This window comes from Streptomyces sp. YGL11-2, assembly GCF_050054615.1.
In the GTDB taxonomy this organism is placed as follows: domain Bacteria; phylum Actinomycetota; class Actinomycetes; order Streptomycetales; family Streptomycetaceae; genus Streptomyces.
The window spans coordinates 13,825-30,329 of record NZ_JBNHIN010000018.1; the positions used below are offsets into that span (position 1 = coordinate 13,825).

A 16,505-nucleotide genomic window follows, 5' to 3' on the forward strand; every position below is an offset into this window, starting at 1 on the left:
CCCTCCCCTGCCCCGCCCCTGATGAGAAGGACGCACACGCCATGCCGCTGCCTCCGCGCACTCCGCAGAGCGCCGCCGCGGCGGCCGAACGGGCCGAAGTCCCGCCGCAGGCCGACCGCCACACCCCTTCGGCGAGACCGCGCTGCTGGACGTGGCGGGCACCTCCGAGCGCATCTGCGCCCCCACCCCGCCGACCACGGCTCGACAGCCCGCCGGCGTCTGAAGCCCCGCGCCGCTCCGCCCTGGCGCCTCCGGGCCCCCGATGCTCCCCGACACCTCCCTTGAAGCAAAAAATCAGCGTTAAGGTGGGGGAATGGGAGCCAAGCCGAAGGCCCGCCCGGGCGGCAGAAGCGCACGCGTTCAGCAGTCCGTACACCAAGCCGTACGCGAACTCGAAGCCGAACAGGGACGTGCGGCCCTCACCGTGCCCCTCATCGCCGCACGCGCCGACGTCACTCCCTCGACCATCTACCGGCGCTGGGGCGACCTCCAGCAGCTGCTGTCCGACGTGGCGGTGGAGCGGCTGCGGCCGGAGGGGCCACCCGCCGACCTCGGCAACCTGCCCGACGACCTCGAAACCTGGGCGGTGCAATGGCTGGAGGAGATGTCCTCGACCGCCGGCCGTGCGTACATCCAAGACGCCCTCGCCGGCGACCGCGAGGGGTCCAACGCCGGCCAGTGCTCCGCCTACGCCGCGGAGCAGATCACCACGCTCCTCGGCCGCGCCGCCGAACGAGGCGAGCCGGCACCCGAACTGGACGTCGTCCTCGACCACCTCGTGGCGCCGCTGATGTACCGGATCCTCTTCCGCCCCGGTCTCCTCGACCCCGCCTACGCGCGCCACCTCACCCACACCACCCTCACCCAGCTCACCACGGCCCCCCGGACCTGATCGCGCCCGCCGACCGGCGCCGCTCCCCTCCCGTCGGCCCCCCGGCCGAACCGCACTGGCCCGCCCCCGGACCACGCACACCGCGCCACGCAACACAGCCTCATGACGCGCCCCGGGTTCCCCGGTTCGCCGGGTCCCGTCGCCCAGACTGGCGGCGGGCACCTGCGCGCCTGCCGCCGGCAGGCGACGGCCCCCGGACCCGGGTGCGACGAGAGGAACCCATGGCGGACGATCACGAGCCGGTGCCGGTGCCCGGAACTCGCGCGGACAAGCGGCGGTTGCGTTACGAGCTCCTCGGATGCGCCCTGCACGGTCACCACCTCGAAGGCGTGGACGCGGCGCGCGTGCGGCCCGGCGACGGACTGGTCGTGCGCGACCGCGGAGACGGGCTGCGCTGGCACCGCTGTCTGCGGTGCGATGCCTGGGTGCCGCAGTCCCCGCCGGAGCATCCGGACCGCGCCTTCCCGCCCGGTCGCGACGAGATCGCCCTCCCGCTGCGCGGCAAGCCGCTCCGCGACCGCTACGTGCTGCGCCTGATCGCCCTCGACCGGCTCCTGCACTTCGTGGTGCTGGGAGCGCTCGCCGTCGGCGTGCTCCTCTTCGCCGACAAACGCGCAAGTCTGCGGGCACCGTTCTACCGGTTCATGGACCTTCTGCAGAACGGCCTGGGCGGCGCCGGCGGCACCCGGCAGGGGCTACTGGGCGAAGTCACCAAGGCGTTCACGGTGCGCTCGTCGACGTTGTGGGTGATCGGGCTGATCCTCGCCGCGTACGCGCTGCTGGAGGGCGTCGAAGCGGTCGGCCTCTGGTACGGGAGACGCTGGGCGGAATACCTCACCTTCGTGGCCACGACCGTGCTGCTGGTCCCGGAGGTCTACGAACTGGCCTCCCGGGCCACCATCACCAAGGTCCTCACCCTGATCATCAACCTGGCGGTGGTGGCGTATCTCCTCTTCGCCAAACGGCTCTTCGGCCTACGCGGCGGCGGGCGCGCGGAAGCCGCCGAGCGGGAACGGGACAGCAGTTGGGAAGCGCTGGAACGGGTACTCCCCGGCCCGGCCGGGAAATGACCGAGGAGAGGACGAGGCCACAATGAAGCGCGACGGGCACGCTCTCAGCAGACGGCATCTGCTCACCGGTGTGGCGGCCCTCGCCGCCGGCACGGCCTGTTCCGGTCCGCCGTCCCAAACCCGCAAAGCCTCCGGCTATCCCCAGGCTCAGTGGGTCCCCGCGGATATCACCAATTACACCCCCGCCAACCGGCCGGCCGCGCACCCGGTGCAGATGGTGATCGTGCACGTCACGCAGGAGACGTTTCCCGACACCCTGATGCTCTTCGCCCGACCCGGCTATCACGCCTCCGCGCATTACACACTGAGGTCCGACGACGGCTACCTCGCCCAATGCGTACGGGAGCACGACGTCGCCTGGCACTCCGGCAACACCGCGTACAACTGGCGCAGCATCGGCGTGGAGCACGAAGGAAGAGTCGACGAACCCCGATGGTTCACCGACAACCTCTACGAGAAATCAGCCGCCCTCACCGCCGCGGTATGCCGCCGCTACCGCATCCCCCTCGACCGCAAGCACATCATCGGGCACGAGGAAGTTCCCGGCACCGACCACACGGACCCCGGCCCCTTGTGGGACTGGGCCCGCTACATGCGCCTGGTGCACGCCGCCTCCTGAACCTCCCTCACGCGGCGGGTGGTGTTCAGGGATATCGCCCCGGAAAGCCGGACCTCGGCAATCCACGGACCGGTCGTCACCGAAACGTCCTGGCAATCGCCCTGGGTACGATACGGATGCGAGAGCGAGGGGGCCGCGCGGGGCGGAAAGAGCGGAACACCGCGGCACGGGAAAGCGGCTGCCCACGGGTCGTGCGGAAATGAAGCAGATGTCGGGGACACGGGCGCCACGGGAATTGGTCCCGGGAACGGCGCTGAGCTGACGGCGCCGGTGCGCCGCGCTCCCCCCGTCCGGCACGGTTGGCTCACCTCCGGGATGGCCCCTTGAGCCGGTCCCGAGTAACGTCAGTGAACTGCCGCTTGCCGCACAAGCGTGCGGCGACCGGCGCCCGGTCCAGGAAGTGCCCCGGACGGTGCGGCCACTCGGCCACTCCGTGGTCGGTCGTGGGCCGCCCCGGCCACCGTAGATCGTCTCGTTGAGGAGAGAAGGATGACCCAGGAGAGAAGAAGGATGACGGCCCACCGCGATCACCGCCCGATGCGTGCCGTTGTCCTCACCGTCGTCGGGGTGACCGCGCTGGGTCTGGCCGCAGCGCCGGCCTCGGCGAAGTCCTCCCTCTCTTTCAGCGCCGGCCCTCGTTCCGTCAAGGCCGGTGGTCACGTCCGTGCCGCGGGGAAGGCGAGCGACGACAACTCCTCGTTCAACCGCGTCTGCGTCCAGGAGCGCCAGGGGGGCGGCGCCTGGCACGCCGTGAAGTGTTCGAAGGCCGTGCGCCGTGCCGGCGGTGCCGTCAACGTCAACGTGCCGGCCAGGCACCGCGGCCAGCTGCAGCTCCGCGCGGTGCTCCTCGAAGGACGCACTCCGCAGGACCAGCACGCCAAGGTCCGCTCGGTCTCCCGTGTGGTCACCGTGACGGTCCGCTGAGGTGCCCGGCGCTCGCCCGCCCCTGAGGATCAGCGGCAGGAGACCGTGATCCCCACGGGTGGGGCGTCGGCTCGGCCGGTGCAGCCGCTCGCCCGGAGTGCGGCTCGGAGGGCGGCGTGGGACGTGCCGCACCAGGCCACGAAGCCGTCGGGGCGGACCAGTACCGCACCGTCCACGGTGCCGAGTTCGTGGACCGGCAGGTCCATGTCCATGGTCGTGCCGAGGGCGGCGGCCGTCGCCCGCCAGCGCGGGATGTCCGATCCGGCGAACAGGGTCCAGTCCGAACCGATCAGGTCCAGGGTGGAAACGCGGTCGGGTTCGTGGGAGTTCCGGCCGGTTTTGGCGGTGTTCACCCAGCGGTGCGGGAAGCGGTGGCCGGGGCGGACGGAATCGTCCAGTAGGTGGTGCTCGGTGGTGGTGTCGACACCGGTGCTGTCCGGCGCGGGGTAGCCGTAGAACATCATCCCGCGCAGGTAGTCGACGGCGACCTTCTCGTACAGGTCGTTCGGGTCGCCGTCGAGGGATTGGTAGCCCCGGTGCATCTTGCGGGAGAGGGCCAGGGATGCCTCGGCGGCGGCACGGCGTTCGGGCTCGTAGGTGTCCAGGAGCGCCGGTGCGAACTGCCCGCGCAGCACGGCGGCGATCTTCCAGGCGAGGTTGTGGCCGTCCTGGATCCCGGTGTTCATGCCGAGCCCGCCCGCCGCGCTCTGCACATGGGCGGCGTCTCCGGCCAGGAAGACCCGGCCCTCGCGGAAGGAGGACGCCGTGCCGACGGCGGCTTCCCAGGCGTTGGCGGCGTGCAGCTCGATCGGGATCGCCGGGTCGCCGATCGCCGCCCGCAGCAGTGCGACGGTCGTGGCCTCGGTCAGCTCGGCCAGGCCCTCGGGCTTGCCGGGGTACGCGAGGAGGTGCGAGGACCACTGGTCGCGCCCGTTCTTCGATATCAGCGCGGCGTACACCGCGTCGTTGCGGACGAAGCACAGGTGCGTGCCCCACTCCTCGACGACCGGCCCGAGATCGGCGCGGAAGAAGGCGGTGTTGAGGCGGGCGATGACCTCGCGGTCGGGCAGGGTGATGCCCAGCCGCGCGCGGACCGCGCTGTTCGCCCCGTCCGCGCCGACGACATAGCGGGCGGCGATCTCCCACTCCTCGCCCGTGCCGGCGTCGACGACCTGGGCCCGCACCCGGTCGGCTTCCTGGACGAGATCCACCAGCCGTACGCCGAACCGGGCGTCCCCGCCCCGTCGGCGCAGTCCCCCGAGCGCCAGCCGCTGCACCTGATCGTGCGTCAGGTGGCGGCGGGGAGCCACCGGGCTGCAGGTGTCCATGAGTTGGGAGTACCGCGGCGGTGGCCCCACTCGGTACAGGGTGCGGCCCAGCCCGCTGTCCTTGAACACCGAGCGCATCGGCGGGCCGCCTTCCCAACCGCACTGCTCCACCTCGGACTGCAGGCCCACCGCCCGGAACAACTCCAGTGTGCGCAGGCTCGTGTTCGCGCGCGGAACCACCGCGAGCGCCGATGCCGCGTCCCGCTTGTCGATGACAAGGGGCCGGGCACCCCAGTGGGCGAGAAACATCCCCGTCGACAGTCCGACCGGACCGGCCCCCACCACCAGCACCGGCACATTCTCCGTACGCATCGTCGGCACGCTCCCTTCGCGGTTTGCGGGTGATCGGCGACCAGCCTCCCCGCTCAACCCGACTTGAGTGCAACATCGGCCCATGGGAGACGCGCGCTACTCGATCAGTCAGACCGCCCGATGCTTCAACGTGCCGGTATCCACCTTGCGTTACTACGACGACCTGGGCCTCCTCCCCGCGGCCGAACGCCGCGCGAACGTGCGCTACTACGGCCACGCCGAGTTGCTCCGGCTCGCGCTCATCCAGCGTCTGCACCATCGCGGCCTGGTGAGCCTGGCCGACACCGCCACGCTGATCACCGAGAACCCGGCCGCCGATCAGCCCCCCGGCCGCGAGGTGCTGACCACCTCGATCGGGGCCATCAAGGACCGCATCGAGCATCTACAGGCCGCCCAGCGGCTCCTGGAGCACCTGCTGACCTGCCCGAAGACCGACCCGGTCCGCGAATGCGCCCCGCTCCGCGACGAACTCGGCCAGGCCGTCGACGAGGCCCTCGCCAGACTCGCCCCGCCGGCGGCCGCTCCGTAGAGCCCGGAAATCGCCGACGAGGTGGCCCGCCGGGCACTGGCCGATGTTCTCCCGGCCGCGGAACTGGCGCGCGTCCTGCTCGCCGCGGCGGGAGAGCGGGAGGCAGGAGGCTGGGGGCCACGGTTGTGCGCTGGCGTTTACCGGGGGGCTCCGTGAACGCCGGGCGAACGCATCGACGAGGATAGGTGCATAGCGAACGCACACGCGAGAGGTCCCTCATGCCGCACATCACCGTCGACTACTCCGCGCAGTTGGCCGGTGTCTTCGACCGGCGGGCCTTCGTGCGGGAGTTGCACCCGATGGTGGTGGAGGAAACCGGCTCGGCCGGTGCGTGCAAGACGTTCTTCCGTCCGGTCGCCGAGACCTGCGTCGGCGACCGGGACGGTGCGCAGGTCGGCTTCGTGCATGTGGACGTGGGGCTGCTGCCGGGGCGGTCCGAGGAGCTGAAGGCGCGGCTGTCCGACGGCGTGCTGGCCCTGCTCGGCAAGCACCTGCCCGGACAGGATGACTACGAGGTGGTCGCCTCGGCGGAGGTCCGGGATCTGGCGGGCTCGTACCGTCTGAGCCACCTCCAGCAGTAGGGGCGGACAGGCCAGGCACACGACCAGGCACCGGGCTCAGAGCCACGTACCGGGCTCGTTCCTCCTCGTCCCCCGTCCCTCCGCCTCCCTCCTCGTCATGGGTGGCGGAATGCGGGGTCGACACCGGTCAGTTCGCAGCTGACCGCCCACAGTCGCGCCGCGGCGGCACGGTCGGCCAGGTGGCCGCGGACCGGTTCGGGTGCGGGTGCGCCGCGCAGTCCCAGCACCCGGGGTCCCCACAGCTGCCCGCCGGTCACCGAGGGGTCGAGGACGGCCCGGACGGCGGGCCAGGCACCGGCGTCCTTGCCCTGGAGGACGACGCCGGCGGGCAGGCTGCGCAGTCGTTCGCCGGTGGTGCGGTGGTGCACGGGCGGGCGCGCGGGGGTGAGGGAGTCCAGCGCGCCGCCGGGGTGGTTCACCACGCTCAGGGTGGCGCCGCCGGCGGCACGCAGCCGGCGGTCGAGTTCGAAGCCGAAGAGCATCTGCGCCAGTTTCGCCCGCGCGTAGGTGCGCTTGGGCCGGTAGTCGCGGGTGCTGTGGAGGTCGTCGAAGTCGAGTGGTGCGGACTTGGCCACGAAGCTTCCGGTGGTGACGACGCGGGCCGCGGGCGCGGCCGAGAGCAGGGGGGCGAGCCAGCCGGTCAGTGCGAAGTGCCCGAGGTGGTTGACGCCGAACGTCAGCTCGTGGCCGTCCTTGGTTTCCCGGCGCCGCGGCTCGTCGAGCAGGACGCCGGCGTTGTGGACCACCGCGTCGAGCCGGTCCAGCTCCAGGGCGTCGACGCAGGTCCTGAGGGAGGCGAGATCGGCGAGGTCGAGGGGGAGGTGGCGTATGCGTGCGCCGGGGACGCGGGAGCGGATGGCGGCCATGGCGGCTGCGGCCCTGGCCGCGTCGCGGCTGCCGAGCACGACGGTGGCCCCGGCGCCGGCGAGTTGCTCGGCGACGAAGTACCCGATACCCGCGTTCCCGCCGGTGACCAGGACGTTCTTGCCCTCGGCGGGCGGGAGCCGGTGGACGTCCCACGGCCCGGGCCGGACGACGGATGACATGCGTACGCACCTTCCTCACGGTGTGGCGGGGGCGGCGGCCGGCGGTCGTCCGGGTCCGTGGACAGCTCCGGCGCGCCGCTCGGCTCCCCCACTCTGCCGATGGCCACCGACAACTCACCGACAGGGCTCCGTCGCCCGCCGACAGTTGACCTGCATCCCCGCGCCGGCCGCCGCACGGTGGCGTCCCCCGCCTGGGCCCGCCGGATCAGGCAGGTGCGGGGACTGCGGTGATCCGGGTACCTGCGTGCTCGACGGCGGCGGTGGCCAGGCCGGCGATCAGCGGGTGTGCCCGGGTGCCGTCGCCGTCGAGTTCGGGCTGGTAGAGGGTGGCCAGGAAGAAGGGGTGGTCGGGCAGTTCGGCGATCCGGACCTCGCCGGACTCGTCGGTGCCGCTGAAGGTCAGACCGTGCTCACGCAGCAGGTCCAAGTGGCGGGGGTTGGGGGCGTAGTTGCAGTGGTAGCGCGCCGGTGTGCGCTCGGCGCCCAGCAGCCGGGCCGCGCGGGAGCCGGGGGTGACGCGGACGGTGCCCTCGTGGCCGACCAGGGAACAGGCCAGCGGGATGACCACGGCGTCCTCGTCGGCGACGTGCGGGTCGTTCTCGGCGTGGCCGGCCCGGGCCAGTCCGCAGACATGGCGGGCGAACTCCAGCAGCGTGTGCTGGAAGCCACCGCAGGTGCCGAGGAAGGGGATGCCGCCCTCGCGGGCCGAGCGGATCGCGGCCAGGACGCCGGACTCGCTGCGATAGGGGCTGCCGGGCAGCACCCAGATCGCGTCGAAGCCGGTCAGGTCCGTGCCGGCGTCCTCGGTGGGGATCCAATAGGCGTCCAGGTCCAGTCCGTCGCGTACGCGCAGTGCCTCCAGGAGGGCAGGAATGCGGGCGTGGGAGCGGACTGCCGGGGAGCGATCGCCGACCAGGGCGATACGTGCGATGTCGTTCATGGCAGCCATCCTGCTGCGCACCTCGGCATCAGGTCCAACGATGATTCGTGCATCGCGGATAAGCGATACTGATGCGCATGGATCCGCATCTGCTGCGTACCTTCGTCGCGGTCCTCGATCAGCGCTCCTTCTCCGGAGCCGCCGCGGCGCTCGGCTACACCCAGTCCGCCGTCTCCCAGCACATCGCCGCGCTCGAAACCGACCTGGGCACGCGGCTGGTCGAGCGACGCCCGGTGGCTCCCACACCCGCCGGGGCACGGCTGCTGGAGCACGCGCCCGCCCTGCTGCTGCGCCTGGACGCGGCCCGCGCCGATATCGCCCGCCTGCACCACGCGCACCCCGCCCGGCTGACCCTCGCCTGCTCACCCGCCGCCCTCGGCCCGGCCGTTGCCCAGGCCCTGGCCGGTCTGCGTTCCGCCACGCACGCCCTCGACCTGGAGGTACGGGTGCTGGGCCGGGGCGCGGTGATCGCGGACGTGCTCACCGGGCGCGCCGACATCGGCCTCGTCGACGGCGCCGCCGCCCCGAACGATCCGCTGCCGATGCCGGACCTCGGCCCCGCCACCACCCTCGCGGCAGCCGAGGAGACGCTGACCGTGCTCTTCCCCGGCGGCCATCCCCTCGCGCGGCGCCGCACAGTGCGCTTGACGGATCTGGCGCACGCGCAGTGGATCGACGCGCCCGACACCGCCGTCCCCCTGGAGCGGCTGCGCGCCGTCTGCCGCGCCGACGGGTTCCGCCCCCGGATCCGCCACCGCGGAACCGACCTGCACGGCCTCGCCGCGCTGGCCGCCGCCGGTCACGGTCTCGCCGCCCTCCCCCTGCCGGTGGCCGCCGCGCTGCCCGGCGTCGCCGCCGTCCCGGTCGCCGAACCGCGCCTGGTCCACCGCACCGAGCTGGTCCACCCCGCCAACCCCACCGCGCCCGCACGGCAGTTGGCCGGACTGATCACCGGCCGGGCGGCGGCCGATGCCTGAGTGAGGTGGCGGGCGCGGAGAAATCGCCGCGCCCTGCCGCGAGCTCCCCGCTAGCCTGACCGATCGTGAACCCCATTGACGCGATCAAGGATCCGCGGATCACCGCCGCCCGCGCGCTGGCCACCCGGTCCGGCCGGGCCGCCGCGGGCCGCTGCCTGGTCGAAGGGGCGGGCCTGATCCGCCAGGCCCGGGCGGCCGGCGCTCGGCTGGACTGTGTGCTGCGGGCGGCGGGGGTCCACGACGCCTCCCTGGAAGGGGAGTTGCGCGATGCGCAGGTGCCCGTCCACAGCGTGCGCGACGGCCTTCTGCGCAAGGTCACCGGCGGCACGAAACCGGTCGACTGGCTGGCGGTCGCGCAGCTGCCGGGCCCGGCGCAGGAGGCCGACCCGTACGGCGACTTCGCGGTGGTGTGCGAACGGGTCGCCGATCCGGGGAACCTGGGCACCATCGTGCGGACCGCCCGCGCCCTCGGGGTGCGGGACGTCGTCCTCACGGACGAGACGACCGATCTGTCGTCCCGCCGGGTGGTCGACGCGTCGCGGGGTGCCGTACTCGACTGCCGCGTCCGCCGGTTCGCCGATCCGGCCGGTGCGGTGGCGGCCCTGCGCGCGGCGGGGTTCCAGATCGTGGTGACCAGTCCGCGCGGCACCCATCTCCAGTCGATGGCGCCGCTACGCGGACGCAGGGTCGCGCTCGTGGTCGGCAACGAGACCGAGGGGGTCAGCGACGCCGTGCAGGCCGCGGCCGACCTGGTCGTACAGATCCCGATGGCCGGCGCGGTGGAGTCGCTCAACGTCGGCGTGGCCACCGGGATCAGCATCTACGAACTCCGGATGAGGATGATCCTGGCCATGCTGACGGACCGTATCCGCGACACCCTCGGCCGCAATCTGACCGCGGGCGCGCATCTCGTCCGGCAGGTCTTCGACGCCGAGTTGCGCGCGATCGGCGATCTGGACAGCTCCCAGGCCGTACTGCTGATGGTGCTCGCCTGCGAGCAGCGCACCCCACTGGAACAGCTGCGGCGCGACATCGGCGTCGGCTCCGAAGAGTTGGCGGCGTCGGTCGCGCCCCTGCGGGACCGCGGCTATGTGGCGCCGGCCGCGGACGACCCCGCCGACCTCGCCATCACCGGCGAGGGCAGGCAGGCCGTCGCGTCCCTTTGGGCTGTGCAGGAGCGTGTGGAGGAGGTCCTGTACGACGGTTTCACGACGACCGAACGCGAGCAGTTGCGGAGCCTGTTGGGCCGTGTCCAGGACAATGCCGTCCGGTTGGTGCGGACCGGCGGCCGGTGAGGCGCGGTACGCGGGCGGGTGGCAGCCCGGCAGCGTGATTTCAGGGGTTTGGCATTGAGTAAAGTGGGCGAATGAGTACACCGCAGCAGCCGCCCTATGGATTCGGTGGTGCGCCCGGATACGGCGCACCCGGCGGAATGCCCCAGCCCGGCCCGCCGGCCGGGTACCCGCAGCAGGTTCCGGGAGTTTCGACACCTCCGGGCTTTGGCCCCCAGGGACAGCCGGGCCCTTATGGAAACGCTCCGCAGCCGCCGTACGGTGTGCCGCAGCAGGCCCCGTTCGGATATCAGGGTCCCGGAATGCCGCCGCCCGTCCCGCCCAAGGGAAACAGCGGGAAAGTATGGGGAGTTGTCGGCGCGATCGCAGGGGTACTGATCCTCGGCAGTGCGGCGTTCGCCATGATTCACGGGAGCGGCTCGACGGGCGGCTCTTCCGGACCGAAGTTCCAGATCACGGTGCCGAAGACGCTGGCGGGCGGCGCCTTCACCCTCGCCAAGGACATATCGCAGCAGGCCAGCGCCTCAATTCCGCACGACGGGACGAACGCGCACGGGGTGTCCACAGCGGGCGGTCAGTACACCGGCGGGACGAAGTCACTGGTGATGCTGGGGCTTTACGGCACCATCGACGATCCTCAGGAGGCCGTCGACCACACCCTCCAGGGAATGACGCGCGACGGGAACACGCATGTCGCGGTACCGGACAAGAAGTTCACCCCGACCGGCGGTGGCGATTCGCTTACCTGCGGGGTGGATGTGCGCGAGAAAATGGGGCAGAAGATCACGCTGCCGTACTGCGTGTGGGCCGACTCCAGTACGAGCGGGAACGTCGCCGAGACCGACGCCTCGGACCTGGCGAAGAATCCGTCGTCGATCGACCTCCAGGCATTCGCGGACACCGCGTCGAAAATCCGTAGCGAGGTCACGAAACCGCTGTAGTGGAGCCGGGGTCGGGCGCGGCCGAGCCGGGTGGGCGCCGTACACCCGGTGAGCCGCCGGGCAGCCCGGGCACGGGGTCACAGGCGCTTCTTCAAGTGCGGGCCAAGCAGCATCTCCCAGCCCTTCTTCGCCTGCTTCCATTCATCCGGGCAGCCGTCGGCGCGGTCCTCGGTGAGGGTGCCGTCGCGGACCAGGTCTCTGTGCCGGGCGGGGTGCGCACCGTAGACGTAGCAGGCGTAGTTCGCGGCCCGCTGGCCGTCCAGGGCATGCTCATCCCGCAGATCGGTATCGTCCGCGGGGTTCTCCTTGGCCGACAGTTCGTAGTCCGCGGCGGCGGCGAGCGCGCCGTCCTCGCCGGAGCGGCCCTGCCGGACGAGCATCACGGCGGCGAACTGGTCGGCCACGTCCTCCTCGCGGCCGGTGAAGTGCAGACCGAGGGTGTCGATGAGGGCGTGGGCGCCTTCGTGATAGGCCGTCTCCGTCAGGACGCCCGTCACCCGGGCGGCGCGCTCGTCCTCGTCCACGTCCTTGCCGGTGTCCTCGGAGTGCTCGCGCACCTCGCTGACGTGCTCGACGCAGAAGTCGATACTGCCGGTCTCCGGGTCGTAGGCGGGTTCGGCCGCCCCGCAGGAGCGGACGACCAGGGGTATGCGCCGGGGCACGGTGACGGTGTCGTTGAGCCGGTCGACCGCCTTCTCCAGCACCTGCCGCGAACGGAGGTAGGTGGTGGCGCGCGCGTCCTTGCCGCCGGTGCGGTACTGCACGGTGAAACCGCCGGAGCCGTTCTTGCCGTGGGTGCGCCGAGGCGCCTCGTCGGCCGCGTCCGGGTCCGCGGCGCAGCCGGACACCGCCAGCGTCAGCAACGCGAGAGTCCCGATCCCTGCCCGGCGGCTCATTCGTACCCCTTCCCGTGGCGAGCGTGTGCTCGATGAGGAAAGAGGGACGGAGGGGGCTGGAGGTTCCACTGGGGTCGCCGCCCGTCTCACGGTGGACGTTCCGGAGGTCGACCTCGGCCGCGGCCGACCGCTGCCACCACGCGGCGGGCGGGGCGGAGGACGGCTGGGGTCAGGCGGAGTCGAGGGCCGTGCGCACCTCGTCGGCCACCGTTGGGTCCGTCAGGAGGTCGTTGTGTTTCAGGCACGGCGTCTCGATGTTGTCGGCTCCGGCCAGTGCCGTGCTGGTCGTCGGCGAGATCTGTTCGTCGCACCGTGACCAGAGGGTGGTGTAGCGCACCGGCCCCGGTGTCTCGCCGCCCTCGTTGAGGTGGGTGACGACGTACGAGCCGGGGGTCATGTCCCGGCATCCCTGGTCGTACGGGGCGCACAGCCAGGCGAGTTGGGTGCCGTGGTTGGGTCCGGCCAGGGACACCCAGCGGTGCACCTTGGCCGCGCCCTCGCCGAACTTGACGTACCAGCGGGTGGTGAGGCTGCCCAGGCTGTGGGCGACGATGTCCACCTGTGCGGCGCCGGTTTGCCGCAGCACCTGGTCGACGTAGGTCCGGAGTTGCGGCGCGAGGGTCTCGTTCGCGGACTGCGAGGTGTCGTAGTCCCAGCTGAAGAGTCGGTCCGCCGGTCTGCCGGCGGCGGTGAGCCGGCGGATCATGCTGTCCCAGACGCCGGGGCCGGCGTTCCGGCCGTGCACGAAGATCACCGGACGATCCGGCGTACGCGGTGTGCGTCCTGGCGCGGCGGCGGCCGGTGGGGCCGCCAGCACGGCGGACAGCAGGGCCGGGAGAGCCGAGAGCAGGGGCACGGCTGTGCGGCGCATGGGAGGACCTCCGCGGCGGTTCCGAACGGACGGGGCAGGGGGGATCCTCGACCGGCGATGCGTCGCCCAAACCCCTTGGGGTTACGGGAGGTTACGTGAATCGAACCCGCTCGCCGGGCCGCGATCCGGCTCCGGCTCCGGCGAGATGGCGGCGGTGCCGGGTGCGGTTTCCGGCCAGACGAGCAGGACGGGGCAGGGGGCGTGGTCGACGATGAAGCGGCTGGCGGGGCCGAGGCTGCGGGGTCCGAGGTGGGTGTGGTCCCCGTCGCGGGCAACGACGAGCAGATCGGCGCCTTCCGCGGCGGCCACGACCTCCCGTTCCACCCGCCCCGCGCGCTCCGTCCTCGTACACGGGCGCCCCAGCCGCTCGGCCGCCGCGCACAGCAGGTGTTCGGCGGAGGTGGCGGCCAGATGTTCCACCGCGGTGCCGGGGTCGCTCTCCCAGCCCTCGGCGGGGCGGTGTCCCCAGGGGCGGGCGCGGCCGAGAAGTCCGGCGTAGGCACCATGGGCGGCCCCCGGAGCTTCGGGGCCGGTGACGTGCAGCAGCACGATGTCGGCACCTTCGGGCGCGTGGCTGCGGGCCGCGTCGACGCAGGCGGGCCAGGTGCCCTCCACGATCCAGGCGATGACGGTCACGGGCTCAGCCTCCGATCACGTGGAGCGAGGCCCACAATGCCACCACCGCGGCGCCCAGTGCGGCGGGCACGGCGAGCAGGCCGAGGCGGGTGAACTCCCCGAGTTCCACGTCGGTGTCGTGTTCGCGCACGATGCGCCGCCACACCAGGGTCGCCAGGGATCCGGCGTAGGTGAGGTTGGGGCCGATGTTCACCCCCAGCAGGACGGCGAGCACCGCTCCGGGTCCCGTGGGGGCGGTCAGCGGCAGCAGGACGAGCACGGCGGGCAGGTTGTTGATGACGTTGGCCAGTACGGCGGCCAGCACCGCGACGCCCAGCAGGGCGGGCAGCCCGGTACCGCCGGGAATCAGGTGCCCCAGCGCGTCGGCGAGGCCGTTGTCGACCACCGCGCGGACCACGATGCCCAGCGCCAGGACGAAGGCGAGGAACGGCACCGCCGCGGCGCGCACGATCGCGGTGGGCGTGGTGCGGCGTCGGGCCAGTGCGCGGCCGGCCAGCACCGCCGCGCCCGCCGCTGCCGCCCAGGCCGGGTCGATGCCGGCGGCCGAGGTCAGGACGAATCCGGCCAGCGTGCAGGCCACCGTGGCGAGGGCGAACGCCGGCACCTCGCGGGGGCCGCCGGCAGGTGGCGCCTGGGCCCCGGCGTCCAGGTCGAGGGCGAAGAACCGCCGGATGACCAGGTATTCGGCTCCGATCGCCACCAGCCAGGGCAGGGCCATCAGGGCGGCGAAGCGGGTGAAGCTCAGACCGCTGGCGGCGAACGCGAGCAGGTTCGTGAGGTTGGAGACCGGCAGCAGGAGCGAGGCGGTGTTCGACAGGTGGGTGCAGGCGAAGACATGCGGCTTGGGCCGGGCGCCGATCCGGGCGGCGGTGGCGAACACCACGGGGGTCAGCAGCACCACCGTGGCGTCCAGGCTGAGTACGGCGGTGACCAGGGCGGCGACCGCGAACACCTGGACCAGCAGCCGGCGGGGCCGGCCCGCCGCCGTACGCGCCATCCAGGCACCGCAGGCGTGGAACAGGCCCTCGTCGGCGCAGAGTTTCGCCAGGACGAGGACGGCGGCGAGAAACCCGATCACCGGACCCAGCCGGGCCGCCTCGGCCGCCGCGTGGTCCAGGGAGATCGCCCCGGTGGCGACGGCCACACCGGCGGCCGGGACGGCGACCACGGCCTCCGGCCAGCCCCACGGGCGCATCACCGCGCAGGCCAGCACCGCCAGCAGCAGGGCGACGGAGAGCACTTCGGCGAGCGAGGCGTTCAGACCGCTCTCCCCGCCTGATCGATGGCCGGACTCACCCCGGCAGTCTCGCAGACGCCCGCCGTGCCGGCGCGAGCATCGACAGGGGGAGGGGAGAGCGCTGCCGGGCCTCTCCTCCCCTCCCCCTCCCCCATCCGGTCAGGGCACGCCCAGTGTCTCGCGGACCGTGGTGAACAGTCGGTCCGGTTCCTGACGTCGAGGACGGACCGCCCTTGGCGATGATGCCGCCGGGCACTTGGCCACGTCGCCCGGTCCCTCGCAGGAGCGGTCGGACAGCCGGCCGACCGCGCTCCGCAGGGCGTGGCCGCGCCGCCGGGGACGGCGAACTACTTGCCCCGGCCCATGAATTCCTTGAGGGCCTGCATCAGGTCGACGGTGTCGTCGGCCGGCGGGGCCTGCACCGCCGCCTTGGCCCCGTAGTCGGAGAAGGTCGTGGTGGTGTCGACCCTGCCCTGCGGCGTGGACACGCCCACCTCCATCTTCACCGGGTAGTCCTGGCCGTTGACCCAGACGTCGTAGTCGTAGCCCTTGACGCCCGCCTTCTTGATGTTCGCGATGAGCTTCTCGCGCTCCTCGGACGGGAGGGCCTCCGCGGACTTGAGGGAGGCGAGCGCCTCGTCGGCCGTGAGCGTGCCCTTGTAGTGCTCGGCGTGCTGACCGTTGGCCTCACCGGCGCCCAGGTGCTTGACGTTCGGCGAGCCGAGCACCATCGCGAGCTGCTGCGCCGGGTCCTGGTTCCCGTCGTCCAGACCGGCGGTCAGCTGCTTCGTGAGCTTGTCGTCACCGGCGAGCGTGGCCGCGGTCCGCAGGTCGATCTTGCCCCACCGCTTGCCGTCGAGCGTCTCGCTCCGCTTGCCCATGTCCATGTAGACGACGTTGTCGAGCCAGATCATGTGCGTCTTCTCGGCGCCCTCGGCCCGTGCGCCGAGCGGACTCTGGTCCATGGTCATATCCATGGCCATCGGGTCCCAGCCCATCACACCGGACATCTTCGTCTCGCCGCCGTCCGGCATCGACGCCGGCATCGACAGGGACATCGTGACCTTCGCGGACTTCGCCGCCGCGGTCTTCTTGTACGCCGCCGTGAGCGCCTGCGTCGGTGTACGTGCGGAACTCCGCCCGCCCTCGGCCTTCTCCGCACCCTTCTGGCAGCTCGTCACGCCCGCCAGCACGGCCACGGCCGCCAGCGAGACGCCCACCCGCCGCCCGATACTCTTTCGCACACCCCACCCCTTTTTGCCCGCTATGCCATATACACCACGCACCGTAACGCATTGGGCTGACATTTCGCGACGCGGGAGGGTGGACGGGCCACCGTTCGCCGAGTAGACCAGGGGCGCACCCGGCCCCGTGCGGGGGCGAAGACGAGCGCCCCGAACCCGATCGAGCGGCG

Annotated in this window: 17 protein-coding genes; 9 read left to right on the forward strand and 8 right to left on the reverse strand. The window is 72.2% G+C overall.

The window, feature by feature from the left end:
* The first annotated feature begins 313 nt into the window (after positions 1–313).
* The 4 genes from ACO1BR_RS21265 to ACO1BR_RS21280 all read left to right on the forward strand — a co-directional run bounded on the left by ACO1BR_RS21265 (position 314) and on the right by ACO1BR_RS21280 (position 3,505).
* Positions 314–892: a TetR/AcrR family transcriptional regulator gene (locus ACO1BR_RS21265; protein WP_426796657.1), complete on the forward strand. Its 579-nt coding sequence runs from the start codon at positions 314–316 to the stop codon at positions 890–892.
* Positions 893–1,113: 221 nt separating this feature from the next.
* Positions 1,114–1,962, forward strand: coding sequence for a DUF2127 domain-containing protein (locus ACO1BR_RS21270; RefSeq protein ID WP_426796658.1), 849 nt, complete (start codon positions 1,114–1,116; stop codon positions 1,960–1,962).
* Between the two features lie 22 nt (positions 1,963–1,984).
* Positions 1,985–2,581, forward strand: a complete 597-nt coding sequence (locus tag ACO1BR_RS21275) for an N-acetylmuramoyl-L-alanine amidase (protein WP_426796659.1) — start codon at positions 1,985–1,987, stop codon at positions 2,579–2,581.
* A 489-nt stretch (positions 2,582–3,070) separates the two neighbouring features.
* The gene (locus ACO1BR_RS21280; protein WP_426796660.1) at positions 3,071–3,505 is read left to right on the forward strand and encodes a hypothetical protein; all 435 of its coding nucleotides are present in this window, start codon (positions 3,071–3,073) and stop codon (positions 3,503–3,505) included.
* A 29-nt stretch (positions 3,506–3,534) separates the two neighbouring features.
* Here ACO1BR_RS21280 and ACO1BR_RS21285 read toward each other — a convergent pair whose 3' ends face one another.
* Positions 3,535–5,145, reverse strand: coding sequence for an FAD-dependent monooxygenase (locus ACO1BR_RS21285; RefSeq protein WP_426796661.1), 1,611 nt, complete (start codon positions 5,143–5,145; stop codon positions 3,535–3,537).
* A gap of 82 nt (positions 5,146–5,227) precedes the next feature.
* Between ACO1BR_RS21285 and ACO1BR_RS21290 the strand changes: the two genes are divergently transcribed.
* The gene (locus tag ACO1BR_RS21290; RefSeq protein WP_426796662.1) at positions 5,228–5,674 is read left to right on the forward strand and encodes a MerR family transcriptional regulator; all 447 of its coding nucleotides are present in this window, start codon (positions 5,228–5,230) and stop codon (positions 5,672–5,674) included.
* Positions 5,675–5,892: 218 nt separating this feature from the next.
* The gene (locus ACO1BR_RS21295) at positions 5,893–6,255 is read left to right on the forward strand and encodes a 5-carboxymethyl-2-hydroxymuconate Delta-isomerase (protein ID WP_426796663.1); all 363 of its coding nucleotides are present in this window, start codon (positions 5,893–5,895) and stop codon (positions 6,253–6,255) included.
* 95 nt (positions 6,256–6,350) lie between these two features.
* Here the strand turns inward: ACO1BR_RS21295 and ACO1BR_RS21300 are convergent, their stop codons facing one another.
* Together ACO1BR_RS21300 and ACO1BR_RS21305 are read right to left on the reverse strand one after the other, a co-directional pair.
* The gene (locus ACO1BR_RS21300) at positions 6,351–7,301 is read right to left on the reverse strand and encodes an SDR family NAD(P)-dependent oxidoreductase (protein WP_426796664.1); all 951 of its coding nucleotides are present in this window, start codon (positions 7,299–7,301) and stop codon (positions 6,351–6,353) included.
* A gap of 205 nt (positions 7,302–7,506) precedes the next feature.
* Positions 7,507–8,241: a CTP synthase C-terminal region-related (seleno)protein gene (locus ACO1BR_RS21305; RefSeq protein ID WP_426796665.1), complete on the reverse strand. Its 735-nt coding sequence runs from the start codon at positions 8,239–8,241 to the stop codon at positions 7,507–7,509.
* A 77-nt stretch (positions 8,242–8,318) separates the two neighbouring features.
* Here ACO1BR_RS21305 and ACO1BR_RS21310 point away from each other — a divergent pair, with 77 nt between their 5' ends.
* From ACO1BR_RS21310 to ACO1BR_RS21320, 3 genes are all read left to right on the forward strand, one after another.
* Positions 8,319–9,218, forward strand: coding sequence for a LysR family transcriptional regulator (locus tag ACO1BR_RS21310; protein WP_426796666.1), 900 nt, complete (start codon positions 8,319–8,321; stop codon positions 9,216–9,218).
* A 65-nt stretch (positions 9,219–9,283) separates the two neighbouring features.
* A complete protein-coding gene (locus ACO1BR_RS21315; RefSeq protein ID WP_426796667.1) occupies positions 9,284–10,513 on the forward strand; it encodes a TrmH family RNA methyltransferase in 1,230 nt (409 codons plus the stop codon).
* 299 nt (positions 10,514–10,812) lie between these two features.
* A complete protein-coding gene (locus ACO1BR_RS21320; protein ID WP_426796668.1) occupies positions 10,813–11,451 on the forward strand; it encodes a hypothetical protein in 639 nt (212 codons plus the stop codon).
* Between the two features lie 77 nt (positions 11,452–11,528).
* On the opposite strand, the gene ACO1BR_RS21325 is transcribed toward ACO1BR_RS21320, so the two are convergent.
* The 5 genes from ACO1BR_RS21325 to ACO1BR_RS21345 all read right to left on the reverse strand — a co-directional run bounded on the left by ACO1BR_RS21325 (position 11,529) and on the right by ACO1BR_RS21345 (position 16,335).
* The gene (locus tag ACO1BR_RS21325; protein WP_426796669.1) at positions 11,529–12,347 is read right to left on the reverse strand and encodes a DUF4344 domain-containing metallopeptidase; all 819 of its coding nucleotides are present in this window, start codon (positions 12,345–12,347) and stop codon (positions 11,529–11,531) included.
* Positions 12,348–12,516: 169 nt separating this feature from the next.
* Positions 12,517–13,218, reverse strand: coding sequence for an esterase/lipase family protein (locus ACO1BR_RS21330; RefSeq protein WP_426796670.1), 702 nt, complete (start codon positions 13,216–13,218; stop codon positions 12,517–12,519).
* An 81-nt stretch (positions 13,219–13,299) separates the two neighbouring features.
* Positions 13,300–13,854 carry a universal stress protein gene (locus ACO1BR_RS21335; protein WP_426796671.1) on the reverse strand — a complete coding sequence of 185 codons (555 nt, stop codon included), beginning with the start codon at positions 13,852–13,854 and terminating at the stop codon, positions 13,300–13,302.
* Between the two features lie 4 nt (positions 13,855–13,858).
* Positions 13,859–15,049: an SLC13 family permease gene (locus ACO1BR_RS21340; protein WP_426796783.1), complete on the reverse strand. Its 1,191-nt coding sequence runs from the start codon at positions 15,047–15,049 to the stop codon at positions 13,859–13,861.
* Between the two features lie 389 nt (positions 15,050–15,438).
* Positions 15,439–16,335, reverse strand: coding sequence for a hypothetical protein (locus tag ACO1BR_RS21345; protein ID WP_426796672.1), 897 nt, complete (start codon positions 16,333–16,335; stop codon positions 15,439–15,441).
* Positions 16,336–16,505 lie beyond the last annotated feature (170 nt).